Origin of the sequence: Alicyclobacillus tolerans (assembly GCF_900142255.1) — a bacterium.
Lineage (GTDB): Bacteria > Bacillota > Bacilli > Alicyclobacillales > Alicyclobacillaceae > Alicyclobacillus_I > Alicyclobacillus_I tolerans.
In genome coordinates this window covers 16949-34851 of sequence record NZ_FRAF01000001.1, presented here as the reverse complement: position 1 = coordinate 34851, position 17903 = coordinate 16949, and the positions used below count along the sequence as shown (strand labels likewise).

20 protein-coding genes are annotated in these 17903 nt (G+C 41.1%); 10 read left to right on the top strand and 10 right to left on the bottom strand.

Going from position 1 to position 17903, the window contains the following annotated elements:
* Positions 1-109: 109 nt before the first annotated feature.
* The 3 genes from BUA75_RS00190 to zwf all read right to left on the bottom strand — a co-directional run bounded on the left by BUA75_RS00190 (position 110) and on the right by zwf (position 3324).
* Positions 110-955: a hypothetical protein gene (locus tag BUA75_RS00190; RefSeq protein WP_072872559.1), complete on the bottom strand. Its 846-nt coding sequence runs from the start codon at positions 953-955 to the stop codon at positions 110-112.
* Between the two features lie 187 nt (positions 956-1142).
* Positions 1143-1772: a cyclase family protein gene (locus BUA75_RS00185; protein WP_072872558.1), complete on the bottom strand. Its 630-nt coding sequence runs from the start codon at positions 1770-1772 to the stop codon at positions 1143-1145.
* On the bottom strand, positions 1759-3324 hold the full coding sequence (zwf, locus tag BUA75_RS00180; RefSeq protein ID WP_072872557.1) for a glucose-6-phosphate dehydrogenase: 1566 nt from the start codon (positions 3322-3324) through the stop codon (positions 1759-1761). The genes BUA75_RS00185 and zwf overlap by 14 nt, the downstream gene beginning before the upstream one ends.
* A 307-nt stretch (positions 3325-3631) precedes the next feature.
* Between zwf and BUA75_RS00175 the strand changes: the two genes are divergently transcribed.
* Positions 3632-4609 carry a DMT family transporter gene (locus BUA75_RS00175; RefSeq protein ID WP_083573946.1) on the top strand — a complete coding sequence of 326 codons (978 nt, stop codon included), beginning with the start codon at positions 3632-3634 and terminating at the stop codon, positions 4607-4609.
* 360 nt (positions 4610-4969) lie between these two features.
* On the opposite strand, the gene BUA75_RS00170 is transcribed toward BUA75_RS00175, so the two are convergent.
* Positions 4970-5680: a polysaccharide deacetylase family protein gene (locus BUA75_RS00170; protein ID WP_083573945.1), complete on the bottom strand. Its 711-nt coding sequence runs from the start codon at positions 5678-5680 to the stop codon at positions 4970-4972.
* Positions 5681-5910: 230 nt separating this feature from the next.
* On the opposite strand from BUA75_RS00170, the gene BUA75_RS00165 reads away from it, so the two are divergent.
* Together BUA75_RS00165 and BUA75_RS00160 are read left to right on the top strand one after the other, a co-directional pair.
* On the top strand, positions 5911-6345 hold the full coding sequence (locus BUA75_RS00165) for an Hsp20/alpha crystallin family protein (protein ID WP_072872556.1): 435 nt from the start codon (positions 5911-5913) through the stop codon (positions 6343-6345).
* Positions 6346-6441: 96 nt separating this feature from the next.
* Complete coding sequence (locus tag BUA75_RS00160) at positions 6442-6957, top strand: precorrin-2 dehydrogenase/sirohydrochlorin ferrochelatase family protein (RefSeq protein WP_072872555.1); 516 nt, start codon at positions 6442-6444, stop codon at positions 6955-6957.
* On the opposite strand, the gene BUA75_RS00155 is transcribed toward BUA75_RS00160, so the two are convergent.
* A complete protein-coding gene (locus BUA75_RS00155) occupies positions 6954-7706 on the bottom strand; it encodes a 7-carboxy-7-deazaguanine synthase QueE (RefSeq protein WP_072872554.1) in 753 nt (250 codons plus the stop codon). The genes BUA75_RS00160 and BUA75_RS00155 overlap by 4 nt on opposite strands.
* Complete coding sequence (queD, locus tag BUA75_RS00150; protein ID WP_072872553.1) at positions 7699-8172, bottom strand: 6-carboxytetrahydropterin synthase QueD; 474 nt, start codon at positions 8170-8172, stop codon at positions 7699-7701. The genes BUA75_RS00155 and queD overlap by 8 nt, the downstream gene beginning before the upstream one ends.
* Positions 8173-8320: 148 nt before the next feature.
* Between queD and BUA75_RS00145 the strand changes: the two genes are divergently transcribed.
* Positions 8321-9853 carry an HD domain-containing phosphohydrolase gene (locus BUA75_RS00145; protein ID WP_072872552.1) on the top strand — a complete coding sequence of 511 codons (1533 nt, stop codon included), beginning with the start codon at positions 8321-8323 and terminating at the stop codon, positions 9851-9853.
* On the opposite strand, the gene BUA75_RS00140 is transcribed toward BUA75_RS00145, so the two are convergent.
* A complete protein-coding gene (locus BUA75_RS00140; RefSeq protein WP_072872551.1) occupies positions 9847-10182 on the bottom strand; it encodes a winged helix-turn-helix transcriptional regulator in 336 nt (111 codons plus the stop codon). The two genes, BUA75_RS00145 and BUA75_RS00140, sit on opposite strands and share 7 nt — an antisense overlap.
* A 176-nt stretch (positions 10183-10358) precedes the next feature.
* Between BUA75_RS00140 and BUA75_RS00135 the strand changes: the two genes are divergently transcribed.
* Positions 10359-11003, top strand: coding sequence for a cob(I)yrinic acid a,c-diamide adenosyltransferase (locus BUA75_RS00135; RefSeq protein WP_072872550.1), 645 nt, complete (start codon positions 10359-10361; stop codon positions 11001-11003).
* An 82-nt stretch (positions 11004-11085) separates the two neighbouring features.
* Positions 11086-11838: an enoyl-[acyl-carrier-protein] reductase FabL gene (fabL, locus tag BUA75_RS00130; protein ID WP_423219860.1), complete on the top strand. Its 753-nt coding sequence runs from the start codon at positions 11086-11088 to the stop codon at positions 11836-11838.
* Between the two features lie 107 nt (positions 11839-11945).
* Here the strand turns inward: fabL and tlp are convergent, their stop codons facing one another.
* Positions 11946-12182 (bottom strand): small acid-soluble spore protein Tlp, encoded by a 237-nt coding sequence (gene tlp / locus BUA75_RS00125; RefSeq protein WP_072872549.1) that lies wholly within the window; start codon positions 12180-12182, stop codon positions 11946-11948.
* A 136-nt stretch (positions 12183-12318) separates the two neighbouring features.
* Here tlp and BUA75_RS00120 point away from each other — a divergent pair, with 136 nt between their 5' ends.
* Positions 12319-12576, top strand: a complete 258-nt coding sequence (locus tag BUA75_RS00120; RefSeq protein WP_072872548.1) for a hypothetical protein — start codon at positions 12319-12321, stop codon at positions 12574-12576.
* Positions 12577-12594: 18 nt separating this feature from the next.
* On the opposite strand, the gene BUA75_RS15790 is transcribed toward BUA75_RS00120, so the two are convergent.
* Both BUA75_RS15790 and BUA75_RS00115 read right to left on the bottom strand, forming a co-directional pair.
* Positions 12595-12735 carry a hypothetical protein gene (locus BUA75_RS15790; RefSeq protein WP_165611909.1) on the bottom strand — a complete coding sequence of 47 codons (141 nt, stop codon included), beginning with the start codon at positions 12733-12735 and terminating at the stop codon, positions 12595-12597.
* Positions 12736-12976: 241 nt separating this feature from the next.
* Complete coding sequence (locus BUA75_RS00115) at positions 12977-13879, bottom strand: 1,4-dihydroxy-2-naphthoate polyprenyltransferase (RefSeq protein ID WP_083573944.1); 903 nt, start codon at positions 13877-13879, stop codon at positions 12977-12979.
* Between the two features lie 257 nt (positions 13880-14136).
* Here BUA75_RS00115 and menB point away from each other — a divergent pair, with 257 nt between their 5' ends.
* The 3 genes from menB to BUA75_RS00100 all read left to right on the top strand — a co-directional run bounded on the left by menB (position 14137) and on the right by BUA75_RS00100 (position 17899).
* Positions 14137-14958 carry a 1,4-dihydroxy-2-naphthoyl-CoA synthase gene (menB, locus tag BUA75_RS00110; RefSeq protein ID WP_072872546.1) on the top strand — a complete coding sequence of 274 codons (822 nt, stop codon included), beginning with the start codon at positions 14137-14139 and terminating at the stop codon, positions 14956-14958.
* 107 nt (positions 14959-15065) lie between these two features.
* Positions 15066-16538: an o-succinylbenzoate--CoA ligase gene (gene menE, locus BUA75_RS00105; protein WP_165611908.1), complete on the top strand. Its 1473-nt coding sequence runs from the start codon at positions 15066-15068 to the stop codon at positions 16536-16538.
* The gene (locus BUA75_RS00100; RefSeq protein WP_072872544.1) at positions 16514-17899 is read left to right on the top strand and encodes an isochorismate synthase; all 1386 of its coding nucleotides are present in this window, start codon (positions 16514-16516) and stop codon (positions 17897-17899) included. The genes menE and BUA75_RS00100 overlap by 25 nt, the downstream gene beginning before the upstream one ends.
* The last annotated feature ends 4 nt before the right edge of the window (positions 17900-17903 follow it).

The following is a 17903-nucleotide window of genomic DNA, read 5'->3' as shown; positions in this document are numbered from 1 at the left end:
TCAAAAAAATGAAAGGGGCTGTCCCAAAAGTCATCGTAGATGACTGAGGGACAGCCCCTTTCATTTTTTTATGAAGAAAAAGAATAACGCATTGAGAACTGACTTGGATTTAGGATTGAACTGTACTGGAGTTCACACTGGTAATTGTTACTCCATCAGAGGAATTTCCATAAGTCGTACTAGATGTACTTTCTGATTGCATTTCAATAATCAGTTTTGTATAACTGATTTCTGTTTTTTGCAAATGAAGAATGGTAGCTTGCAGTTGTGGGATAGCATCGTTCAAGGGCTGCTTAAAATTCCCAAGATCATCATGCTTGAGTTCAGCAATCTTTTCGTCAATTTTCCATAGTTGTTTCTGTGTCTGGTTATGCTCTTGGATAGCCAATTTCAACAGATTATAAGCGCTCATATTGCCCCATCCAGTCGAAAATGTATCCGTAAATTGATTTCGAGCTTGAATGAATTGTTGGAGCGGTGCAGCAATGGGTCCATGAGGACCTTTGGGACCGCGGGGCGGCATAGGTGGATGGAAGTTTATAAAATTTCTTCCTACCACATGCATGGCCTGCCAATACGCTACAACAAGTTTCCAGGCGCTATCAGATTTGATTAGAATTTTCATGCGTTGTTCATTTAATTGTTTTAATTCTTGTTGTTGCTGAGGCAAAGAAAAATGAAAACTATCTAAAGTGGATTTGTCATTTTCTAAGTTTTGCTCGGTATTATATAAAGTATTGATTTGTGTATTTAAATCAGAAACCGTCGAAATAAGTTGGTTTACAGAAGTATTCGAGGAATTGCTTTGTACTTGACTCCATAGGGAAGCTTCTGTTTTACTGTTTGCTTCATATTGGGATTGAAAATGATTACTTCCATCAGCATAAGCGGTAATTCCAGAAAATGCAAGCGTTGCAACTGCTGCAGCCAAACCAATTGTTTTCTTTTTCATCATCTGCTAATCCTCCTAAATCATGTAATTCGATGATAAACTACTCTATCAATTCAACAGTATCTGTGTTCAATTAAAGGTTGCGTTGGTAGTCTTCTCTTTTTGAGGGTCGAGCAAAAAAAATGTCAAAAAAATCCCCGCTGTCTCCAACGAGGATTTTTTTGACATCTTAAGAAGTAAATCACTTATCTTATGTTAAACCTTCTATGAGAACAACTCTAGCGGGAGCAGCCTCAATTCCTTCAATATAAAGTGGAGCAGCAACCATAAAATATTCACCTGGTACAATGTGTGCTAGGCGCAAGCCTTCAATAATGACGATGTTGGCATCAAATAAAATTTTATGTGTTGGATGACCAGGCTGGCTTCGTTCAATCCCTAATCCATCTATTCCTACTCCAGCAATCTGTTTTTCGACCAAATATTGAGCACCCTGTTCGCTTAAGTATACAAATTCAGGATTAAATATCTCATCATTGGAATTAGCCGTATGAAACAGTAAAAAATCATCTTTTTCTGGTGAAATCGCTTGTAAATCGGAAACCTCAATCACTTTGTCCACATGTGTAAAATCTATCACACGAACTTTTCGTATTACTTGTTCTAAAGGCAAAGTGTCTATGCTATTCTGTCCAGCTAACATGTGAAGTTTAGCATCTACATGTGTACCTGTATGAGCATCCATATGTAATCTGGTTTCACGAACACCTTCACCATTGATAAAATTAGATGTAATTTCAAATTGAGGCCTTTTCTCATCTTTATTTTTGTATACAGCCATATCAGGGTAAATTCTCATAGAAATATCATGGATTTTCATGATTTTTTCCCTCCCGTAGTGTAGCCGTTTCTTTTTCTAAGCGAGCTTCCACAGATGCTGTTTCCTGTCCATAAACAGGCCACCAACGATGTCCCTCTTTTGCTAGCAAGTTATCTGCAGCTTCAGGGCCATGACTTCCCGCTGTATAATGATGAAGCGGCAAACGCTTTTCTGTGAAGGCTTCGGCAATCGGATCGACAAATTTCCAAGCAAGTGATACTTCATCCCAACGTGTAAAGAAAGTAGAATCTCCGCGCATGGCGTCATAAAAAAGACGCTCGTAAGCTTCTTGGGATGCATCAAGTGGCTGACTGAATTCCATGGCTACTGGCACGACCATTTCATCTGTACCAGGTCTTTTGGCGTTGAGTTGTATATACATACCTTCTACAGGATTGACACGAATGACAAGCAAGTTGGGGCCAAGATTGCCATCTTGATTAAAATATAAATGTTTTGGCATATCTCGAAACTGAATCACAATCTCAGTTGATTTGACAGAAAGACGCTTGCCTGTCCGAATATAAAAAGGTACGCCAGCCCAGCGAAAGTTATCTACATACAATTTGGCTGCTACGTAGGTTTCTGTCTCTGAAGAAGGATTTACATTTTTTTCTTGAACATAAGCAGGTACTTGTTGCCCATTCATGGTTCCAACGCCATATTGTCCACGTATCACATGATCTTTTACTTCTTCAGGTGAGAAACGACGTAGCGAGCGTAAAACTTTTACTTTTTCATCTCGAATGGCCTCATTTTTCAAACGGCTTGGTGGTTCCATGGCAATCATCATAACCATTTGCAACATATGGTTTTGAACCATGTCGCGTAACGCACCAGCATGTTCATAATAGGAAGCCCGGTCTTCTACGCCCACAGTCTCACTGGAAGTAATTTGGATATTGGAAATGGAACGGTTATTCCATACCGGTTCAAAAATGGAATTCGCAAAGCGAATGACTTCAATGTTTTGTACCATTTCTTTGCCTAGATAGTGGTCGATGCGGTAAATTTCGTCTTCTTCAAAAACGCTGCGCAATTCATTGTTTAGCGCTTCAGCAGAGGCGAAGTCGTGACCGAAAGGTTTTTCAATAATAAGTCTTCTCCAACCTTCAGTATGGGACAATCCACTTTCTTGTAAATTTTGTGTTACGGTTGCGAAGAAATCAGGTGCCATAGCCAGATAAAACAGACGATTTTTTGTATTCGAATGCGCTTCAATCTCCTCAACCATATTAACAAGCTTCTTATAATGGTCAAGATTGGAAGCATCTAGTTGGCAATAAAACATTTTTTTTGCAAAATCGTTCCAGGTGTCTTCCTTGGTTATGGATTTTGGAGCAAACTCACGCATAGCCTCTCTTGCTAGGGTGCGATATCCATGATCGTCGTAAGCTGAACGAGCCACATTTACAATTCTGGTGTCTGCAGGGATTTGTCCACGAAGATACATGTTGTAAAGGGCTGGAATTAATTTTCTCCTGGCTAAATCTCCTGTTGCTCCGAATAAAATAAACGTATGCGGTTCAATTTTGGATTCCTCATTCATCATTTGCAGCTTCACCTCTAGTCTTTCCATTCCTGATATACCATGCTATTGTACAGCAAGTATGGTTTTAATCCTATTCTGTAAGGTTGTAAAGGAGTTATTGTTTATTCAACGCAAGCTATAGGCAAGGTTATGGCCAGCGAACTTATATTTTCCATCCATGAACCGTGTGTAGATGTAACCATACGAACAGAATACCAACTACCAATAGCCCTCCTAAGATGGTTGCGTATAGCCATTTTAACGCAGTTTTCATCGGCAGCTCATCTCCTAAGAAAGTATTTCTATAGATAGAGGGGGATATACGCAAGTGCAAATTGAATCAGAAGCCACACAAACCATGATCGATGTAGAGCCACAAAAAAGCCAGACTTGGATAGGAACCAGTGCCGTATTGACAGCAGCTATTTTTTGGGGGCTGTCGGGAACAGCTGCGCAAGTGTTATTTCAAACTTATCATGAGTCTCCTTTTACACTTGCAGTCATTCGAATGCTCGGCTCCGGCATTGTATTGCTTATCATGACCGCTTTTCAAAAAGGGATGCGCTTTGTATTTCTGCCATTCTTTCAACGCAATACTACAGTTTCTTTATTGATATTTGCTATTGTTGGAATGTTGGGTGTGCAGTTTTCCTATCTTTCGTCCATTCGCTACGGAAATGCGCCTACAGCTACGTTTCTGCAATATTTATGTCCAGCTATGGTCAGTGCCTATCTTTGGATCAGAGGTTCTAATAAGATGAACAAGATTCAATGGGCAGCTGTTGGATTGGCTCTGCTAGGTACGTATTTTTTAGTAAGAAACGGTCATCCTTACGCGTTTGCAGTTCCTTTAGATTGTATCGTGTGGGGCGTTATCTCAGCACTGACTTTGGCTTTTTATACAATCTATCCAGTTCAGTTGCTTCATCGATTTGGTTCATTGCTTGTAACTGGTTGGTCCATGTTACTTGGTGGCTTCTGTTTGCTTATCATTCTGCCTTTTTTGTCTCTTTCTATACGCGTGGTGTGGCGACCCTTACCGCTCATGTTGCTTGGATTTGTAGTCTTTGCCGGCACTTTACTAGCTTTTTGGCTCTATATATTCAGCCTCACCCATCTGCAGCCACAAGTAGCCAGTGTTCTGGCATCTGCCGAACCGCTTTCTTCCGCATTAGCAGGTGTTTTCTTTTTGCAGTTACATTTTGCATTCACAGGTTGGTTGGGAGCATTCTGTATTTTAACTGCTGTATTCATTCTGCAAGTCTATCCATTTAGGAAAAATATGAAGAGAAAGGTAAATTTTTAAGGTTTTACTCATTTTACGCCCAAATTGTATGTCATATGGGCTTTCACCATTTCATTTAGCGGTTGTTTGTTCATAGTGTGTAATAGCTCTGTCATGAAGGGAGGCCGCATGATGTACGGCGTATTTGGTGGATATACAAGTTGGGCGGTCGTATTTCTCATCATCTTTGTGCTGTTCTTCCTGCTCATCCCTGCTTACGGCGCTGCGGCGACGTATTAAAATTGTGGTGAAACAAAGATTAGTCTATCAACAGTGCATCCCCAATTCATCAAGATGATTTCATTTGTCCCCCGGAAGGAGTTTGATACTCTATTAAATCCTGACGGGGGTTTTATAGATTCCAATCTTTTTTAACCAATCTTAGGACAAGGTCCTAAATTGATAACCATCTTTCTTCCATTCATGTATTAATTTAGGTAGTATTTCCGCCGTATAGCGGCTTCCGGATACTCCATCGTGAAACAGGATAATTGAACCAGGATAGACATGACCATGTAAGGCGTGCCAAATATCCTCTTGGCTTGTAGCTTTCCAATCTTGAGAATCCACGTTCCATAACCTTACGGGATGACCCATTTTTTGTAGAAAATGAATTTCATTTTGTTCGATGTGTCCTCCTGGTGGTCGATAAAGAATTGGACGGATTCCCGATGCTTGATAAATAATTTGATCGGTTTTATGGACATCTGATTTTAATTCATCCAACGCCAATTGTACGATATCCTGGTGTCGATAACTATGATTGCCAATGGTATGTCCATCCCTGGCCATTTGCTTGACTAATTCGGGGTAGCGTTCGCATCGATAACCGACAACAAAGAAAGTGGCGTGAATATGTTCGGCTTTTAACTCACGAAGGATGATGGGAGTATAACGTTCACTAGGACCATCATCAAAGGTTAAGTAAATGACAGGAGAAACTTTTTTTATTGAAGTTGCAGCCATTTCGGTAGGTATAGGGAACCAGCATATGGTTAGCACTGCTGCTAAACTAAAGCCGATAAGAGTATATGGCTTCTTCTTGGGAAGAAATTTTAAAATTTTTTGGATAAACGCACCCATAACCTTCATATTGCAATTTTCCTCACTTTAATTATCCATACAGATTATTTTAAAAAAGACTGTTCCTTACCATTTGTAAAAATTCAGTGATTCATGCAAAGGTCGTTATCCGTTTTGTGTTTGATTTAGTTTTTTTCTTTCTCGTGCTTTGTATGAGAAATCTTTGAATGATTCAATCTAATAAGTGTAACAAAATTCTTGTTTAGGCTCAGTTTAGTCAAGAAAAGGAGTGCATTTTAATGGAAAATCATCGAGATCGTTCATATCCTGAGATGGTTCCCAGACCCTCTTCATGGTTTCCTAATTTGTGGGATGATAATTGGTTTAGCGGCTGGTCTTTTCACCATCCACGTCTGGATGTAACGGAGACAAGCAGAGAAGTAAAAGTTACAGCAGAAATTCCCGGGCTTGCTTCTAAAGATGATATTTCAATTGTGGTCCATCCTCGTGAATTGCAGCTTTCAGGAAAAGTACAGAGAGAGAGCAGCACTGAGTCAGATCGGACTCATCGTATAGAACGTTTTTACGGGACTTTTCAGCGTACCATTCCGCTACCTGCAGAAGTAGATGAATCCAGTGCAAAAGCAACTTATAAAAATGGTCTGTTGATGGTCACCATGACGAAACGTACTCCATCTTCAGGTCAACATAAAATTGATATCGAGTTTCACTAGTTCAAAAATTTTTGTGAATCATCCCGTTTGTTGTACCCTGTGAGAAAGTACAGCTTGTCTTTTGAGGCTAAAATAAGTGAGGGAAGCACAAACGGGATGAAGGAATTGGGTAAATTATTGATGATGGCAGGAAACTTTAAAAGAGAAGATTGTCTGGTGATTGGTGGAGGACATGTCGCAACACGCAGGATTGGTAAAATTTTGGATGTTGTCCGCCATATTACTGTAATTGCCCCAAACGTTACAGATACCATTGCAAAATGGGCTCAAAATGGCAGGTTAGTCTGGTTGGAAAGAGATTATTCTCCTGGTGATGAGGAGGGTTATTCTTTTATTATAGTAGCAACGAATGAATCTTCCGTGAATCTTGAGGTCGTTCATCGATTGCGTCATCACCATGTTTTTTTAAATGTGGCCGATCATCCAGAGGAGAGCAATCTTTGGTTTGTCAGCGAAGTGGACGTTTCGCCTGTTCGTATTGGCATTTCTTCCTCTGGATGCAATCCAAGTCTCTCTAAAAAATTACGAATAGCTCTAGAAGCTGATTTAGAAGATGGTGGAAATCGTTTTGTTCAATATTTACAATCAATTTACAACAAATCGAAGGATTAGACGCCGCGTGCTTCAGGATCCCATATCCATTTGTGAAGTTGCAGACTGACGCGCACTTGCTTTAAGTTAGTTTTCAGAAGTTTTTCTACGAGTCGTTTGGCAGACATAGAAGAAAACACAGGCGAGAAGAGCACTTTTCCATCGCCGATCTCGTTTTCAACGATATCTACGGCTCTTTCAAAATCGCGATCGTCAGCAATGACAAATTTTATTTCATCTCGTTCAGTTAGATATTGAAAATTACTCGTAAGCATTCGATGTTCCTCACCAGATCCTGGCAACTTATAATCCATAATGAAACGGATTTTTTGACCCAAAGGTTGAATTTCCTGACGAAGTTGAGCAAAAGGTGAGAGATCGATAGCTCCATTGGTTTCAATGTGCACATCTGTTACATGAGGTATTTTAGCTAAAGCTTCGACCAAGGCGATAGATTTACGCCCATGCATCAATGGTTCACCACCGGTCAGGCAGAGCCAGCGGTTTTCAAAGGATGCTGCTTTATGGCAGATTTCTTTAATGGATGCAAAAAACACAGGTTTTTCAGGAGCGTAGCTATATTTGGTGTCACACCATTGGCAGCGTAAATTACAGTTATAAACACGCACAAAAGTTGTTCGTTCACCTGCTGCTGTACCTTCACCTTGAATCGTCTCGAAAATTTCTACCATCGGCAGTTGTAAATCGTTTAAGTCGCTATTTCTCAACTGTTCATCCGATTGATGATCGATTGTCAATTGATTATTCATTTATCATCCACTCTCTCCGCAGCTTTGCGCAACTTGTGGGAGTTTCATAGAGAACCAGCGATTCAAGTCTTAATCCTCTATCCCCAAACTGAACGTTCAAAGCATCTTCTAATTCTTCCCAGATCCACACAATCATATTTTCAGCTGTAGTGTTCATGGGTGGTAGTACTTCGTTAAGATATTGGTGATCAAGACGATTTTTGATGCGATTTTCAAAAAGCTCCTTTAATTCAGCAAAATCCATGACAATTCCACGCGGGTCTGGGATGCCGCTCATTTCGATTTGAAGAAGATAGGTATGTCCGTGCAGATTGTGGCATTTACCCATATACTCATGCAAATGATGAGCCGCATCAAAAGTAAAATGTTTTTCAATCGATACGCGTCGCTGATGATATCGTAATTGCTCTGGAAATATATCTTCATGCAAGGTTTGAATTTTTGGAGGTAAATGATAGTGAGTCATAAAAATTCTCTCCGTTTCGATCCGATTCAAATAGGATTCATAAAAAAGCAATGATAAAACTTATAGATCATTGAGCAGGAAACAGTCACACCATACAAGAATACAACAGATAGATGTTTTGAGCCATGCGAAGCGGGGGTTATCATCCTTGCCAATTTATCATAAATTTTTAAGAAAACTGGTTCAAAATTATTTAGCCGGCTCTTTAATTGCAGTCTTGGGCGTGGGCGGTATTTTGATTTTTAGTACGCTGCGGATCTCTCTGTATGATGCCAAATGGATTGCGCTTACTCTATTTGTCAGTTTGCCGTTTATGTTTGGTGCGGAGTTCTTTGTTTTTCGCAAACATATGCGTCCGATTCGTAACATTTATAATTCAAAAGAAACCAACACCAAAGAACAATTTGAGCTGGCATTTATGCAACTGCATAAATTGCCAGCTTTGGCGGTTCGAAGAATAGCGGGTCCTCATTGGATGGGCATGGCTATACCTTCTGTCATTCTCACATTACTAGAAATCCGTTACTTTCACCTTACCTTGCCAGTTTCCTATGTCTTGCTCGCATTTATTGGCTCTATGTTGGTAGCGAGCATGCACGCTATTATTGAATTTTTTCTGACCGCAGAAGCAATAACACCGATGCTGTCCGATTTACAAACTCGTGCTCAACATCAATTTGGGTTGAGTTTGTCTCTCGAGGGAAAAGTTCTGATAAGTGTGAAAACAAAGTATCGAAGTAGTGCTGTCTTAATTGGTGTATTTCCACTTTTTCTTTTCTCTTTAGCTACCCAGGTGCGCCTTGTCAATTCTACTTCTAATGGATCGCATGCTTACTGGCAGTGGGCTGTGGTGATTTTGGCAGTGGGAGTCGCTTTCTCCGTCTATAGTGCTTCCTTGCTTTCAAGAGTCGTACAAAATCCAATTGATGAATTACAACAGAAAATGTCTGAAGTTCAATTGGGAAATTTAAAGATTCGCGCTATGGAGGCATACTCTGATGAATTTTCTCGTTTAGTAAAAGGTTTCAATCAGATGGTAGAAGATCTAGAGGCTAGAGAAATTCAAAATACTCTTCTGACGCAAAGTCTATTAACAACTTTAGCTGCTGCATTAGATGCGAGGGATCCTTACACTGCTGGTCATTCTCTGAGGGTTGCGGAATATTCGGTTGAAATTGGTAAGCGGATTGGTTTGTCGGAAACAGCATTGAAAGATCTGCGGGAGTCCGGACTTCTTCATGATATTGGTAAAATAGGAATTCCTGATAGAATTCTCTTGAAAGATGGAAAATTAACTGATGAAGAATATGAAATCATGAAATCCCATCCGGTACTCGGCGAGACCATTTTAGCACAGGTTCAACCTCCGAATGCTATGGCCAAACTGTTGCCAGGTGTTCGATCACATCACGAACGATTTGACGGAAAAGGGTATCCAGATGGCTTAGCGGGACATGATATTCCCCAATTTGGCCGAATTATGGCTATTGCGGACGCATTTGATGCCATGACCTCCAATCGCCCTTATCGTAAAGGCATGCCCATACAAAAAGCTTTGCAGATTTTACAACAAGGATCTGGCACACAATGGGATCCTGAATATGTGTCAGTTTTTTTAGAGTGGGCAGTAGCCCAAGAAATAGAGAAAGTAAGAGAAACAGTTGCAAGCTCTGTTCAATAATCTTGGTGGGCAGGAATATTTACCCATGTTTCTCCCCAAGTTTGCACGGCTTTCATGACAGGTTCAAGCGCACGTCCTTTTTCGGTTAATTCATATTCTATTCGGACGGGAGTTTCAGGATATACATGGCGCACCAATATGCCTTCTGCTTCTAGTTCCTTGAATCTTTCCGCCAGCATACGATCACTCATGTTAGGAATCATGACGGAAATATCTTTGAAACGTTTTGGGCCGTCTAAAAGTACATTTATAATTAAACCTGTCCAACGTTTTCCGAGCAAAGAGAACGCATGTTCGAATTTTGGACACAAATTATGAGTCGTTTGCATAAATCATCATCTCCCAAGTTCTATTTTAACATATGCATTGTCTGAAATAGCAGTTCCTATGAACATAGACTCATTTGATTTTGGTTTATCGTAAAATTGAACTGTTATTCGTTTTGACTCAAAAAGATAACGTTTAGAATGGTGTTAAGCTATTTTCGAAAGTGAGGGACTCTAGCATGCGCATTTATACACGTGGTGGAGATTTAGGGAAAACAGCTTTAATAGGTGGAGAACGACGTTTTAAAGATGATGTGCGAATCGAAGCGTACGGTTCTGTCGATGAATTAGGGGCAAATTTAGCTTTTGCTGAATCTCTTTTGGATAGTCATTTATTTAGTGATATCAAATCATTGATAGCTGAAATTCAGCAACGTCTGTGGGATGTAGGTGCTGACTTGGCAGCTCCGGAGAGTGCAAAAGATTATCAATTTCGTACACCTGATGGTGCTGCAGCAGAATTGGAACCTTCCATTGACAAGTATCAACAGGAAGCTGATAAATTGAGCAAATTTGTCATTCGCGGCGGAACGACAGAAGCTTCGGCTATGCATGTGGCATGCACCGTAGCGAGGAGAGCAGAAAGAAGAATTGTGGCACTGATGCATGTTGAAGAGATTCATCCTCCTACACTCAGATACGTCAATCGACTCTCTGATTTATTATTTGTGTTGGCGCGAGCTATTAACGTAAGGTTAGGAGAAAATGACGTTCAATATAAGAATTCAAAGATTGTTTTCCGAGAACCGAATTCTCGTGGAAAGATATCCAATAACGAAAAAGAGAGTCAAAATCAAGGATTACAGGAAGACGAACGGTCTTAAATTTGTCAACATTCTGGGCAAGCAGTTAAGATAGACAAGCGTCAATGTAGTCTATTCAGTTGCATAGGGAAAGGTGATCAATTTGCATAGTAAAAAAGTGGTTATGGTTACAGGTGGAACACGGGGAGTAGGGAAAGCGATTGCGAAGAGATTTGCACAAGAAGGCTGCGATTTGGTGCTAAATTTTCTGCGTAGTCGTAGTCAAGCAGAAGTCACTAAAAAAGAAATTGAGTCTCAGTATGGAGTAAACGTTCACTTGGTGAAATGTAATGTTGGTGATATAGAGAATGTAAGAAATTTATTTTTAGAAATTGATGAAACGTATGGTAGGTTGGATGTTTTTATTAATAACGCTGCTTCTGGAGTTTTACGTCCTCTTATGGAAATTGAAGAATCTCACTGGGATTGGACTCTTGATATTAATTCCAAAGCGTACTTGTTTGCTGCTCAAGAGGCTGCTAAACGTATGTCAGCCAACAATGGTGGACATATCGTTGCTATATCGAGTCTGGGTTCCACGCGAGTTTTGCCTAATTATGTGGCAGTAGGTGTTTCAAAAGCAGCGCTTGAAGCAATCACGAGATATTTGGCTGTTGAATTAGCTCCTATGGGCATTTCAGTAAATGCCGTCTCTGGTGGCGTGATTGATACCGATGCGCTTAAACATTTCCCCAATCGTGAGGAAATGCTTGCTTCAGGCGCACAAAATCCAGCTGGTGCTATGGTTGAAACGACAGATATTGCAGAAGTTGTGTATTTTTTATGTACTCCTGCGGCTAAAATGATACGTGGGCAAACCATTGTGGTGGATGGCGGCATGTCATTGCTTGTTTAGGATTGGGGTTTGGCTGCCAATCGCATAGGGTGAGAATGCCTTCCATAAAAGGAAGGCATTCTCTGTTGAGGAATGAGTGGGTTTCTTAAATACTTCTTAGTTCATGACTATTCTTTACTGTGCGCGATTTCATCTTTAATTTCTTCTCTCATGCCATGGATGGCACGCTGACGACGGTCATTTTTAGCCTGTATGTCTTTGATGTCCTCAGTATGCATTTCCTCCTCATGAGCTTTTAAGAAGTCTTCTGCTTCCCGCATATTTTCTTGCGTGTTGCGGATAGCTTTTTGAAGGTGGAGGACATTGTCTGAGCGATTGTCAGGATGGGGATGTGTCAAATTCATTACGCTCCTTTCTTCATAAGCAGTAAAAGATTTTAAAAAGATTGCTGTCTGGTGCAATCGACTGTAGGATGGATTAAAAAAGCGGATTTATACTTCTTCTGTAAAACAGACATTCATAAAGAGGAGCGAATGATCATTGAAGCGTGATGCTGTTGAATCGGAAAGAAACAATAACGAAGAAGTTTCCTCGGTAGGTAATCGTTGGGTATTTGTGGTGATGTTTGGTGTACCGGGTTTGCTCTTTATTTTTATTGCTGTTCCAGTCATTATGGACGTATATAACATACATTCTTCACTTGCTAAGAACATCGTCGTATTTACCTTATTTGTCATTTTAATGTCTGTTTTGGTTACGGTTATCGTTAGAGGATATCGCAAAAGACGCAGTATGTAACTCAAGCATGTTCTGCATTTAATGCGGGATCCAATGAGGTTGGTGAATAAAACCAACAACTCGCCAGCCTAAAAAAAGAATAATAAATAAGCCAATAATGTAATAAAGAACACGTAAATTTCTTTGATGTTCTTTCTCTTTGTTTTTAGAAGGTTGCATGGAATTTCCTCCATTTCGCTAGCCCAATCGGTAACTATTCTCTGTAAATAAGAGTTTGTAACAAGACAAAGTGAATTATGTATGAAATTGAGATTGATAAAGAAAAACAGAGTACAATTCATCCAAATACATTTGGAAAAGTGTACTCTGTATTTTTATATTTTGATCTTTCATTTTTATTATTTGGTTCAAAAAGATTGACGTCCATACTTTTGAGAGAGATTTCTTGTATCCGTCTTTCTTATAAGTGAAGATTTGCTACCAACATTCCAGCGAACATAAGAACACCAAATCGAAATAATAGGTTTGCCGTACCTTTTACGGCGGCATGAAGTTTGGCGGGTTCGGTAAACTTAAAATATAACCTTGTTACAGCGTAAGCTGAAGGTACAGTCAGCAGAACTACAAGTGTCCAAGGTGTAAGTTGGTTTAATATGACTAACAGCAAGACCAACAAATAGGTTACCAAGAAAACACTCCCAAACAATAACCGACCGCGTTCTCGACCAAGCAAAATGGCAATGGTTTTCCGTCCGCCTACTTTGTCTTGATCCATGTCACGAATATTATTGGCCAATAAAATGGCCCCAATTAATAAACCAATGGGAATAGAAGCTACACTGGCTCTCCATGAAATACTGCTGGTTTGGATATAATAAGCAATGAGTACAATTGTGGGGCCCATGGCGATTGCAGCTGCAATTTCTCCAAACGGAGTATAGGAAAGTGGTTTAGGACCGCCTGAATAAAAATATCCTACCGCTATACACAGAATACCTACAATTGCCAGCCACCATGAGGTGCTAGCGCAAATATAGACGCCAAGCAGGAGTGCCAAAAGAATGGAACCCCATCCACAAGCCAAGACAATACGTGCGTCAATACCATCTCTTACAATCGTTCCTGCAATACCAACCATATGTTCGTCATCCAGTCCGCGCTTGTAGTCAAAATATTCATTGAACATATTGGTTGCCGACTGAATGAGCATAGAAGCAATAAGCATGGCAAAGAATAAACCCAAATGGGCTGAATGATGAGTCCAGGCTAAACCGCTGCCAACAATAACTGGAACAATAGAAGCAGTCAGTGTGAAAGGGCGAAATAATCTCCACCACACACCTAGACGCTCTCGAGTAAGCACGCTTACCCCCTCACTTTCATGTATCTTTACAACTTTTAAGTGTCTAGAAATCTTCGCGTGAAAAGATTACAGGCACTTTGTATGCGTTTCTATCCTAACAAATTCTATACCATTTCGACAGCCCTCTATATTCTTCAAGATAGATGCAACTTATTTTTTTGATTCTCCTATAGACAAGTTCTATAATAATCAATGAATATGAATAGCAGTTCGATTGATTATGAAAAAAATGGAATTCAAATGGAGGGTATTATCCAATGGTTTTGTCGAATTGGCAAACTGTACATAAATACCAGGACATTTTGTTTGAAAAAGCAGAAGGAATTGCCAAAATCACCATCAATCGTCCAGAAGTACACAATTCTTTTCGTCCTGAAACAGTATCTGAATTAATCGATGCTTTTACACGCGCTCGTGATGATGCGGAAATTGGAGTTATTTTATTTACTGGAAAAGGCGAAAAAGCGTTTTGCGCAGGTGGTGACCAAAGAGTTCGTGGGCATGGTGGTTATGTGGGCGACGATAATGTACCACGTCTAAATGTGCTTGAATTGCAGAGGCTTATTCGTTCTATTCCTAAAGCGGTAATTGCGGTTGTGGCAGGTTACGCCATTGGTGGGGGGCATGTTCTTCACTTGGTTTGCGATTTAACGATTGCTGCCGATAATGCCCGTTTTGGTCAAACCGGGCCAAAAGTAGGTTCATTTGATGCTGGTTATGGCGCCACTTTGCTTGCTAGAACGATTGGTACAAAAAAAGCTAAAGAAATCTGGTATCTATGCCGTCAATATTCCGCCCAGGAAGCTCTCGACATGGGTTTGGTCAACACGGTCGTGCCGCTCGATCAACTGGAAGAGACGGCGATACAATGGGCGAAAGAAATTTTGGAGAAGAGTCCCATAGCTATTCGCTTTTTGAAGATGGCGTTTAATGCAGATACAGATGGTTTAGCAGGATTGCAAATGTTAGCGGGTGACGCCACGATGCTGTACTATATGACTGAAGAAGCAAGAGAAGGGAAAAATGCGTTTTTAGAAAAACGCAAGCCGGATTTCTCTAAATTTCCTCGTCTACCATAAAGTTTCAAAAGTTGATTTTCTTTTGCTTTTTTCTTTGACAATGTTTAAAAAGACGTCCTGGTGAGGGCGTTTTTTTATCTAAGGAAGTGATGAGGATGTATTCTTCTATGCCAGATTGGCTGTCTAGACAAGTGCAGACGCAGCCTCACAAACAGGCGCTTATTGCCGATGATGTATCCTGGACTTATCATCAATTATTACATCATTCTTTGTCGGTTAAAACGATGCTGGTTAAAGCGGGTGTCGTTCCTCAAGATAGAGTCGCAGTGTATTGTCGCAAGGCTTCGAGCTTTGTACTCGCTGTTCATGCACTGATGCAGTCATCTGCAATTTTGGTGCCACTGAATCGCAAATTGCCATTGTCTGAACTCGCATTTCAAATTCAAGATGCCCAACCCTCGGCAATATTGGTTGATGCAGAGCAAAAGGAACAAGCAGAGCAACTGATGGAAGCAGCAGGTCTCCAACTACCAGTTCTCTTAATTGAAAACGGATTGAACGAAGAAGAGCATGTAGCTCGCCAATCCTTTCTTTTGACTGATAAACAAGCTATCATTTACACCTCAGGTACAACAGGTTTACCAAAAGGGGCAGTGCTGACATACCGTTCACAGTGGTTTAGCGCTGTTTCATCTGCGCTTCATTTTGGCTTGCAAAAAAATGATATTTGGTTGATGCCTATGCCACTATTTCATGTGGGAGGCCTTGCTTCCATCTTGCGAGCTGTTATTTATGGTAGTACGCTTTGGGCGCAAGATCGTTTTGTAGCTGCCGATGTGCTGGTTGCAATGGAGAATGAAAATGTGACCTTGCTTTCTCTTGTCCCCACTATGTTACAGGCTGTTCTTCAGGAAGCAGCAGGTCGTCCCATTGTCCATCATCTTCGCGCATTGTTGGTAGGCGGCAGTGGAGCACCGCCAGCCTTGCTTCAAAAAGCGTTGGAAGCGGGATTGCCCGTATGTCAAAGTTTTGGCATGTCAGAAGCTAATTCTACCGTAACGGTGACGCGTGACGAGCAGTCTCTGCTTTTACCTGGTTGTGCGGGACAGCCGCTCTCTTGTGTACAAGTTGCTATCTTTGATGAACAGGGAGAACAACTCCCACCCAATGCTTCAGGAGAAATCAGGCTTGCCGGTCCCACAATGTCAGAAGGTTATTGGAATCGACCGGAAGCGACTGATCAGGCGTTTCAAGACGGATTTTTTTGTACAGGCGATCTCGGTTGGATAGACGAAGAGGGACGACTTTTTGTTCTTGATCGGCGTAGCGATCTGATATTAGTGGGTGGCGAAAATGTCTATCCTGCAGAAATTGAACGCGTGCTTCGCGGGTGTGAGAAAATTGTAGACGTTGGCGTCATTGGAATCTCGGATGAAAAATATGGACAAGTACCCGCGGCTTTTATTGTTGTCAATGGACCGTGGACAGAAGCAGAATTTTATGAGTATGCAAAGCCACGATTGGCAACCTATCAATGTCCCAAAGTTGTTCGCTTTGTGGATGAGTTGCCAAGAAACGCTTCTGGGAAATTATTACGAAGGAAGTTGCGCGAACAATGGCAGATGTCAGAAGTACGTTAAATCTTTTACGGATTCTGGAACAGTTGAGCCATTTAGTTCTTCAATTACAGACGTCGTTGCCTGATGAGGCGCGTAGCAAGCGATGGTTGGCTGTATCACTTGATAGCAGCGAACCGGATTGGCGTGAGTGGATACTTCAGTTAGAACAATCCGCAATAGAGTATCGTTATTTTTACGATCCAGTATTGAAACGTCATTTTTTGTCTGTTGGTTCGTTGAAAGAGTTTGCAATATGTGGAGAGAATCGTTTTCATGCTGTAGAACAAGAGTGGCAACGTTGGTTGCGGGATATTTGGCGTCCCAGTAACTGTCCGCTTTTTGTATTACCAGGCTTCTCGTTTGCGCCTCGTCATGAAAGCAAGGGATGGGTGGGGTGGCCTGATGCGCAATTGGTGCTACCCCAATTGTTGCTCATGGGAAACGAAACATCTTTTACTGCAGTTGGCCTCTTTGAACAACAGCAACCTAATTTTGTGCTAAGCGGTTACTGGCATAAGAAACCTGTAGAAGAACAACGTCTTACTGTAGATGCTTTGTTAGAAGAATTTCGCAACTCCGTAGAAAGTAAGAATGCCTGGGAGCGTCGAGTGCTCCATGCAACAGAAATTTTAAAGTCTCATGGTGACTTGGAAAAGGTGGTATTGGCTCGACTTTCTTTGCATGCCACTGAAACATTACCATCTACAGCATGGAAACTATTGCAAAAAGAATATCCAGACAACTTTCATTTTATCTTTCAACATCAAGGTATGACTTGGCTGGGAGCTTCGCCAGAGCGATTGTTGACAGTGATGGGGAATCGTTTTTATGCGGATGCTTTAGCTGGTACGGAACGCAGGGGCAGGACTGACAAGGAAGATAAAGCCATGGGTCAAGCTTTGTTGAAAAGCCGTAAAAATCGCCAAGAACATGTAGCGGTTGTTCACTATCTGCAGGAGAAAATCCAGCATATATGCCATCATATTCAAATTCCAGATCTTCCTATATTAAAAAAACTGGCTAATGTACAGCATTTATACACTCCTGTAACAGCGGAGTTGTTAGATGGTGTTTCTCTAGCAGACGCTCTCAAAACCCTTCATCCTACTCCCGCAGTGGCGGGATTGCCCGTTTCAGATGCGCTTGCTTACATTCGTCAAGAAGAGCCATGGGCTCGAGGTTGGTATGCAGGTACTTTGGGATGGATGGATAGTGAAGGAAACGGTTCCTTCGCTGTAGCGCTACGTTCAGGGTTGTACCTTCATCGTTTTATTGCCGTGTTTGCTGGTGCCGGTATCATGTCGGATTCACTTCCTGAAGAGGAATGGAAAGAGACAGAGATGAAAATGTTGCCTATTCGTCGTGCGTTTGGCATATTTTGATGAG